This is a genomic window from Chryseobacterium sp. (assembly GCF_022712095.1).
Classification (GTDB): domain Bacteria; phylum Bacteroidota; class Bacteroidia; order Flavobacteriales; family Weeksellaceae; genus Chryseobacterium.
In genome coordinates this window covers 1-9362 of record NZ_JALAHD010000263.1, presented here as the reverse complement: position 1 = coordinate 9362, position 9362 = coordinate 1, and the positions used below count along the sequence as shown (strand labels likewise).

At 35.3% G+C, this 9362-nt stretch carries 6 protein-coding genes; 2 read left to right on the top strand and 4 right to left on the bottom strand.

Features of this window, described 5'->3' with window-relative positions; translation table 11 throughout:
* Positions 1-60: 60 nt before the first annotated feature.
* Positions 61-969: a DUF4349 domain-containing protein gene (locus Q0A18_RS13525; RefSeq protein ID WP_292010682.1), complete on the bottom strand. Its 909-nt coding sequence runs from the start codon at positions 967-969 to the stop codon at positions 61-63.
* A 201-nt stretch (positions 970-1170) separates the two neighbouring features.
* Between Q0A18_RS13525 and Q0A18_RS13520 the strand changes: the two genes are divergently transcribed.
* A complete protein-coding gene (locus Q0A18_RS13520; protein WP_292010681.1) occupies positions 1171-2529 on the top strand; it encodes an acyl-CoA dehydrogenase family protein in 1359 nt (452 codons plus the stop codon).
* A gap of 207 nt (positions 2530-2736) precedes the next feature.
* Here the strand turns inward: Q0A18_RS13520 and Q0A18_RS13515 are convergent, their stop codons facing one another.
* The 3 genes from Q0A18_RS13515 to lon form a co-directional block, all read right to left on the bottom strand.
* On the bottom strand, positions 2737-3114 hold the full coding sequence (locus Q0A18_RS13515) for a MauE/DoxX family redox-associated membrane protein (protein WP_292010680.1): 378 nt from the start codon (positions 3112-3114) through the stop codon (positions 2737-2739).
* A 115-nt stretch (positions 3115-3229) separates the two neighbouring features.
* A complete protein-coding gene (locus tag Q0A18_RS13510) occupies positions 3230-4342 on the bottom strand; it encodes an AI-2E family transporter (RefSeq protein ID WP_292010679.1) in 1113 nt (370 codons plus the stop codon).
* A gap of 155 nt (positions 4343-4497) precedes the next feature.
* Positions 4498-6894, bottom strand: coding sequence for an endopeptidase La (gene lon, locus Q0A18_RS13505; RefSeq protein WP_292010678.1), 2397 nt, complete (start codon positions 6892-6894; stop codon positions 4498-4500).
* A 258-nt stretch (positions 6895-7152) separates the two neighbouring features.
* On the opposite strand from lon, the gene Q0A18_RS13500 reads away from it, so the two are divergent.
* Positions 7153-9306 (top strand): SurA N-terminal domain-containing protein, encoded by a 2154-nt coding sequence (locus Q0A18_RS13500; protein ID WP_292010677.1) that lies wholly within the window; start codon positions 7153-7155, stop codon positions 9304-9306.
* Positions 9307-9362 lie beyond the last annotated feature (56 nt).

Below are 9362 nucleotides of genomic sequence, written 5' to 3'. Positions count from 1 at the left end.
TGGAGATAAGTAAAATCTAAAATTATGATTGATAATCCGTATTGGATTAGGATAGCTTGGTTATTGTTCTGGAATGCTTTGTTTTGCCGGTTTACTGATTTTTCTTTTTTTCCAGAAATAGAGGGCTGCTCCTGCTATTAATAATATAGGCCAGATGTTAATTAATCCTATTGCAATTTTCTGAATGAGATAAAATCCTTCTATAAAAGCATTTTTAGCATCATACAGAAAGTTGAATTTATATTTATTGTCGATATTTTTTGTATTGGTAACAGCAATTTCGGCAATGCGAAGCTTAGGTTCTCTGATATAAATATCCACTGTACTGTATTTGATCTGGTCAGAAATATTCATTTTATTCAATTGTTGCTGATTTCCCTCTTTCATATTAGTGTCATCCATACTCACTTTTTCCTTGCTTGTCTTCATCTGGGAAATGTTTTCATCGGTCTTTTTATTTCTTTGCGTTTCAAGTTCTGCATATTTGATATTGGCTGTTATATCTTCTGCATTGATAATTCTTGAATTGAGGAAAAGTTTGTGATTATTAATTAAAGTTAGGAGTTCTCCCAGTCTTTCTGTGGGAATTCTTACCTGCATTGAGTTTTCTGTCTGATATTTTTTGATTAACATGGCATTTTCGCCTGAAGTATTATATGTGTTTTGGGAAACTACATCACTTTTCAGGTTACTGTGGGTAACAAACCCTCCAAGGTTATGAACCGATTTTTCTATGGAAATTGTTGCTTCATATACATCTTTTACTTCCATATTTACATCTGCCGTTTTTATAAACTGCTTATCCTTAACTTGTAAACTTGCAGCCGATGAGATACTGTCTGAAATAACATAAGAAGAATCTGTGGTTCCATCATAAACGGTAAAATCAGCAGATTCCTGTTTTTTACATGAATATATTCCCAATACAATGAGTGTTCCTAATGACATTCTGATATAAATAGCTTTCATATTGTTGATTTTAATGTTTTGTTTACTCCAAAGTTCAGGCTGAATCTTTTGTAATGATTGAAAATCTCAGGTAAAAATTTTGTAAAGAGAAAGTGTTCGTTAAGTAGTTGATATATAGTTTTTTGTAAAATATAATTGTAGTTGTGAGATTATTTTCGGAGTGATTTTTGTACTTGTTTTACAAATCAAAATCACAATTTTATGTCAAATACTTTTTCCAAAATCAGAAATGCGATAGAATTATTCAGATCAATAGATTTTGATCAGTTAAGTACCATCTCTCAAAAAGTAGATTTACCTAAGCTCATGCAAAATTTTTCAGCTCTTGATGATAAACAGCTGGGAGGACTGATGAAAATGCTTGATCCGAATAAAAAGAAAAAAGAGCTTCCTCCTGTTGATGGAGATTTCTACGATATTTATCATACGCTGACGCCTGAGCAAAGAAAAATTCAGCTTGAAGTAAGAGCATTTATGGAAAAAGAAGTGAAGCCATTAGTGAACCACTATTGGTTGAGGGATGAGTTTCCATTTGAACTGATTCCCAAGTTTCAGAAACTTAATATTTGTGGAGTAACTTATGAAGGGTACGGTTGTCCTGGAATGCCCTTTTTAATGGAGGGTGTTATTGCAATGGAAATGGCCCGTATTGATGCCTCCATCGCTACTTTCTTTGGAGTCCAGTCCGGGCTGGCAATGGGATCTATTTATATTTGTGGTTCAGAAGAACAAAAACAAAAGTGGCTTCCGCAGATGCAGAAGTTTGAAAAAATAGGAGCTTTCGGGCTAACGGAACCTGAGGTAGGGTCTGGTGCTGCTGGTGGATTGACCGTAACCTGTAAAAAAACGGAAGAAGGCTGGGTGCTTAACGGTCAGAAAAAGTGGATAGGTAATGCAACCTTTGCGGATATAATTATTATCTGGGCGAAAGACCTTGACAGCGGAGAGGTTAAAGGTTTTATTGTAGAAAAAGATAATCCCGGCTTTTCAGTGGAAAAGATTAAAGGAAAGATGGCCTTGAGGATTGTACAGAATGGTTTAATTACACTGAAAGACTGTATAGTTACTGAAGAAAACCGGTTACAGAATGCCAATTCATTTAAAGATACAGGTAAAGTATTGAGAATGACAAGAGCGGGTGTGGCCTGGATGGCAACAGGCTGTGCAAGAGGTGCCTATGAGAGCGCACTTGATTATACGAGAAAAAGAGAGCAGTTCGGAAAACCAATTGCTTCTTTTCAGATGATTCAGGGACATTTGGTAGAAATGCTTTCTAATCTTACGGCGATGCAGACCATGGTATTCAGATTATCAGAAATGCAGGATGAAGGTATTCTTAAAGATGAACATGCTTCTTTAGCAAAAGTTTTCTGTACGTTGAGGACAAGGGATATTGTTTCCAGAGCAAGGGAAGTGATGGGAGGAAATGGTATTTTATTGGAATATGATGTGGCAAGGTTTGTAGCAGATGCTGAAGCTATTTATTCATATGAAGGAACGAAAGAGATTAATTCTTTGATTGTGGGAAGGTCGATTACAGGATTCAGTGCTTTTATATAATGCTGAATACTTTTTTAAGCTACTTCCATAGAATCAATTAAAAATGGTTTCTTCCTTTTTGTGCTGAATATAAAAGATAAAAGAGTCCGAACAGGAAATGATAAGACTACATCAAAGAGAATGAGCATGTAATTCCGAAGAATTGAGAAACCTCAGAGCTTAGTAGCTTAATAGAATAAAATAACCCAGTTTCAAGACTGGGTTATTTTATTCTATTAATGCTTTGTATTTTTCACGGTTGTCCCAGAGTGCGAAAATGTTAATCAAAAATAGAATGATTGACATAATGATTCCGGATGTTGAAGGATCCCTATAGGTATTATGTAATAATATTCCTGTCATAACAGGCAGGATAATAATAGCCCCCAAGGCTCTGGTCTTTGGAAAAATAAATAATACTCCTCCAATAATTTCTACAACTCCTACTAAAGGCAATAGCCACCCGATTTCTCCAAACGCGGCAAATATTTTTGTCTGCTCTTCGGTTAATTTGGGGGATGGCGCATAATGGACAAATTTGTTTAAACCTGCATTAATGAAGGTGAGAGCAAAAAGAAAACAGAGAATAAATTTTACAATTTTCATGATTGAAGTTTTTTTAAGTTAAATCTAAAATAAACATATCAATATTTATGCAAAATTATATTTTGTTGCCTTTTATTCTTTTAAATTTAGATTGTTTTGAATTTTATCTAATGGGTTAATCCATTTCTTTTAAAGTGATATTTTTTGAAATCTTATAACTTTTCTTTTTCCGGTGAGGTTTCTCGTCTTCTCCCAGTAACTTTCCCCAAGGTTTAAGTCCATCTACTCTTTCAAAAATAATCTTGATAATGGCAATGGCCGGAATACAAAGGAACATTCCCGAAATACCCCAAAGTTGTTCTCCAATAAGAATCCCGATAAATGAAAACAGGGCATTGATCTTTACTTTAGAACCTACTACGAATGGCAGCACAATATTTCCGTCAATGACATGCACTCCGATATAGCCTATAGCCACATATACACAGGTGGAAAGAGTTCCGGTAGCGAAGGCAATGAAACAGGAAATAACTAGTGAAATACAAATACCAATGTAAGGGATAACATTTAACAGACCTGTAAGAACTCCGAGTAGAATTGCATATTTAACGCCCAAAACAGATAAAACAATTGTTGTTAAAGTGGAAACGATAATTACCTGAAGACATAGTCCGATAATATATCTTTTGGTCATAATCCGCACTTCCGTTACAACCTCTCTTACACTTTCTTTGTGTTTTTCATTGAAAACATTAATAATGAAATTGTTTAATATTCTTCGGTAATTCAAAATGAAAATAAAAAACAAGATGAAAAAGAATAAAAAACCCAATCCAGATGTAAACACCCCAAATGTAAATCCAAGGATGACGCCCGAAGAGGAAAGAAGTTTATTCAGTCCCTGGTCGAGATAATCCAGCTGCTCATTTATTCTTACATTAAAAGTATCTGAAACCCATTTCTGAAGATTATGAAAAACCGTATTAAATTGTTGGGTAAGATGGGGAATGTCTTTACTGAAATTTGAAAGCTGAGTCCCAAAGAAATAGATTAAACCGGTAAGTATAATGAGCATAATCATTAATGAGGTTATTGTGGACAAAGATCTTGGGAATTTCAGTTTTTTTTCTAAAAAAGTAGCTACAGGTAAAAACAGCATTGCTATTAAAAAAGCCAAAAAGAATGGTGCTAAAATGCTTTGTCCCCATATCAGAATATATCCGATTCCGAGAATAGAAATAATAGCGAGAGCCAGCTTTAGCAGAAAAGGAAGTTTAAGAAAGTTCATAATGTAAAATCTATTGCATAAAATTACTGGTTATCTTTTGTTTTTACCAAAATAAATATTAAAAAATCTAATTGTTTATATTTTATATATAGCAACACTAAAAAAAAAACATACCAGAGAGCTGACATGTTTTTCCTTATTGAGAAGTTCTATAATTATTTCTCTATTGCAATATCAATTACATCTTCCATTTTGTTGACATAATTTACTTTTAGATTTTTCAGATAATCTTTTTTAATTTCTTCCACATCCTTTCTGTTGGCTTCACAAAGGATTACCTCTTTGATTCCTGCCCTAGTTGCTGCAAGAAGTTTTTCTTTAATACCGCCTACAGGAAGTACCTTTCCTCTTAAAGTAATTTCCCCTGTCATTGCCAGATGAGGCCGTACTTTTTTATTTTTGAAAGATGATACCATAGAAGTAAGCATTGCGATTCCGGCAGAAGGTCCATCTTTAGGAGTCGCTCCTTCGGGAACGTGTACGTGAATGTTTTTTTTCTCCAGATCCTCCTGATCAATGCCCAGTTCCTCATGTTTGGCTTTAATATATTCTAAAGCAATGGTAGCGGATTCTTTCATTACATTGCCTAAATTACCGGTCATGGTGAGCGCTCCTTTTCCGTTGCTTAAGATGCTTTCTATAAATAAGATATCTCCTCCGACACTTGTCCAGGCCAGACCTGTTACTACTCCCGGGACATCCGAAACTTCGGATAAGCTTTTAGGACGTGGAACTCCCAATATTTCATCCACTTTGTCTAAAGAGATCTTAGGATCATAATCTTTTTCTAAAGCAGTCTGCAAAGCTGTCCAACGTGCAATGGCTGCAATTCTTTTTTCCAGGGATCTTACCCCACTTTCTGAAGTGTGGGCCTCAATGATATGTTTAAGTTCTGCATTTCCAAGTTTGAATGATTTTGTATTTAGACCGTTCTCTTCCTGTTGTTTTTTGATGAGGTGTCGTTTTGCAATTTCAATTTTTTCTTCCAGTGTATATCCGGCGATCTGTATGATTTCCATTCTGTCCAGAAGGGGTGTCTGAATAGTGGAAAGAGAATTGGCAGTGGCAATGAACATCACTTTGGACAGATCATATCCCATTTCAAGGAAATTGTCATAAAATGATTTATTTTGTTCAGGGTCAAGTACTTCTAATAATGCTGAGCTTGGATCACCATGAATTCCTTGTGCCACTTTATCAATTTCATCCAAAACAATCACAGGATTTGAAGTTCCAGCCTTTTTGATGGACTGAAGAATTCTTCCCGCCATAGCTCCTATATAGGTTTTTCTGTGCCCTCTGATTTCACTCTCATCATGAAGACCACCTAAAGACAATCTTACATATTTTCTTCCCAAAGCATCAGCTACAGATTTTCCTAAAGAAGTTTTTCCTACTCCAGGAGGGCCTACTAATAATAATATTGGGGATTTCATGTTGTTTTTTAATTTTAAAACAGCCATGTGTTCCAGTATTCTCTTTTTAATGTCCTCTAATCCGAAATGTGCTTTGTCTAATACCTTTTGAGCTTTTTCAATATCAAAAATATCTTTGCTGTAATTTTCCCAAGGCAAGTCGGTGAAAAAATCCAAATAATTTCTCTGAACATTGTAATCCGGAGAATTAGGGTTTTGTCTTTGTAGTCTGTTGATTTCTTTTTGAAATTGTTCCTCAACTTCTATTGCCCATTTTTTTGTTCTCGCCTTTTGAAGTAACTCTTCCACATCGCTTTCTGGTCCGCCTCCCAACTCTTCCTGAATAGTTCTTATCTGCTGATTTAAAAAATATTCTTTTTGCTGCTTATCAAGATCTTTTGACGTTTTCTGATGGATCTGATTTCTGAGCTCCAGCTTTCTGAAGTTTTCATGCATCAGTTCATAGCACTTATTGGCTCTTTCCATTAAATTTTTTTCCTCCAGAAGCTTTTGTTTATCTGAGGAAAGAAAATTACCGTTAGTACAGATGAAATTAAGCAGTTCATCGTTATTATTAATGTTTTTTATCGCAAAGTTAGCAGCATTAGGGATGTTAGGGTCCAGCTCAATGATTTTTAGAGCCAAATCTTTAATATTCTCTAATAATGCTTCGTATTCTTCTTGATTCTTGGGTTTTACATCCTTCAGCTTTGTAATTTCAGCTTTGAAATAAGGAGAGGTTTCCATAAATTTTTTGACCTTAAACCTGTGAAATCCTTTAGTGATAGCAGTGATATTACCTTCGGGCAATTTTATTATTTTGATAATTTTTGCCAGAGTCCCCGTATGGTATAGATCCTTTTCTACAGGCTGCTCTATGTCAGAATTTTTCTGACTTAGTACACCAATAAAATCTCCGTTTTTTTGAGCCTCTTCCAATAACTGTATCGAATTTTTTCTTCCTGCGGTAATAGGCATTACCACATTGGGAAACATGACCATATTTCTTACCGGAAGGATAGGGAATATTTTCTGATCGGTATTATTTTCAGTTTCCGAAAGGGTAATTTCTTCCGCTACAATATCAAATCCGTCGGAGATGATTTCTTCTAAACTGATATCTTCAAATTTTGTCATAGTCCGTTAAATGACAATTTGTCATTTACATTTAAATCGTTAAAGTGATATTTAATGATATACTGGAAAAATACATTCCATATTTATCTTTGTTGTAAACATCACAATACCTGTGCCATTTGTTTTTCTGTAAAAAATACGGCCAAAATTGCCTTTTTCTTGAAATTTAATATTTAAAATTAAAAAAGAGAATTAGATTTCTGTAATTTCTTAAAAATGTGTATTTTCGCAGACTGATAAAAAACTATAATTTATAAAATGGCAATTTTAGGACAGATTAGGAGCAAACCTTGGCTTTTGATGGGAGTTATAGCAATAGCGTTATTAGCGTTTTTGGTAAACCCGGATAGTATTGATAAGGTTTTTGGTAAAAATCCTGATGTTTTAGGAAAAGTAAATGGTGAAAAAATTACCCGTGAGGAGTATAACGACCAGCTTTTCATATTACAACAACAAGCAGATCAGCAAGGGCAGCCAAAGAATGGTCTTGAAGAACAGGCTTGGCAATTACTTGTACAATCTAAACTCATCAAGCAGCAATTTGAAAAAATGGGCTTTGAAATGACAGATGATTATTTCTGGAATCAGATTCAGTATGATCAGATGTTTGCTCAAAACCAGCAGTTTTTTGATGAAAAAGGAAACTTCAAGACTCAGGAACTGAAAAAGCAGATTGATGAGATGAAAAATACAAGCCCGGAAGGATATAACCAGTGGTTGAAAACAAGAAAATCTATTGAATATAGATTAATGGCTAGGCAGGTTTTTGCCAATGTTTCCACAGGAATCACTACAGGTAAAAAAGAAGCTGAAGAATTAATGAGACAAAGGGATCAGCTTGCAGACATTGATTATGTTAAAATTGACTATGCAGCTTATCTTCAGAAAACTAAAATAAATGTTTCCACTCAGGATTTGGCAGATTACATCAAGCAACATCCGGTAATGTTTAAATCTGAAGCCAGCAGAAATCTGGGTGTGGTTTATTTCCCTTCTCAGCCAAGTGCAGCAGATGAAGCTGCGGTTCAGAAAGAAATCACTAAGATTTTTTCAGGGGGAACAGATGCCAGTGGGGGGACGGAAAACTTTCAGAACACTACGAACGATTCCATGTTCGTAATGGCTAATTCCGATATGCCTTTCACGGATAAGTATTTAAAACCTAATCAATTGCCACAAACGATACAGGGACAAATATCTACTGCTGCGATAGGGCAGATTTTCGGTCCTTACAAAGAGCAGAACTTTTATGTTATATCTAAGCTTTTAGGCAAGAAAACTTCAGATTCTACATTATCAAGACATATTCTGATCGCATATAAAGGAAGTCCTGCTGGGCAAGGTGTTACAAGATCCAAAGAAGATGCTAAAAAATTGGCAGATTCCATTGGAGCTATTGTAAAAGCGAATCCGGCTAAATTTACAGAATTTTTAAAATTCTCAAACGATCCAAGTTCAGCAGCACAGGGTGGAAGCTTAGGATGGACTACACCGGAAACACCTTTTGTGCCTGAGTTCTTACATTATTTAGCTAATAATCCTAAAGGAGCGACAGGAGTGGTAGAAACTCAGTTTGGCTACCATATCATCAATATTGAAGATAAGAAACCGGGTGCTATGGGATATAAAGTAGCTAATATCGTAAAAGCTATCAAGCCTTCCGATGCGACAGAAGCTGAAGTAGATAAAAAAGCAAGAAGATTTATCCAACAGGTACAAGGGAAGTCATTCAATGATTTTGTAAATATTGCTAAGAAAGATAAATATCAATTCTCTAATCCTAAAACTGCCGGAAGATTTGATGGTCAGATTCAAGGTTTAGGAACAGACAAGGACGCCGAGATCCTTGCATGGGCTTTTGATAAGAAAAGATCTAAAGGGGATACAGAGTTCTTTACAGTAGATGGCACAGGAGATAAGATCGTAGTTTATCTGAATGGAAAACAAGAAAAAGGACTAGCTGATCCTGAATCTGTAAGAGACCAGATTGAGATCATCGTTAAAAATAAATTGGCTGCAAAACAAATTTCTGATAAAATTACTGCCGCTAAAGCAACAGGTTTAGATCAGATAGCCACATTATTTGCAACTACAAAGCAATCTGCGCAGGTAAATCTATTAAATCCTTCTGTAGGAGGAGCTATGGAGCCAAAGGTAGCAGGAGCTGCATTTGGAGTAGCAACATCTAAACTTTCCAACCCTATTGAAGGAGGAACAGGAGTATATGTTTTAGTGAAAAAATCTGAAACTACAAATAAACAGCCGGGAGACATTAAGCAGCTTACTGAGTCTATTACTCAGAGAAATGCCGGGATGTTTGGTCAGGCTTGGCTGAAGAGCTTACAGGATAATTCTGATATTCAGGATTACAGAATTGAAATCTGGAATAAACTGGGAACTCAGCAACAGTAAAAAATATATTAAGACTAAATACAAAAAAGCGGCAAAATTTTGCCGCTTTTTTGTAT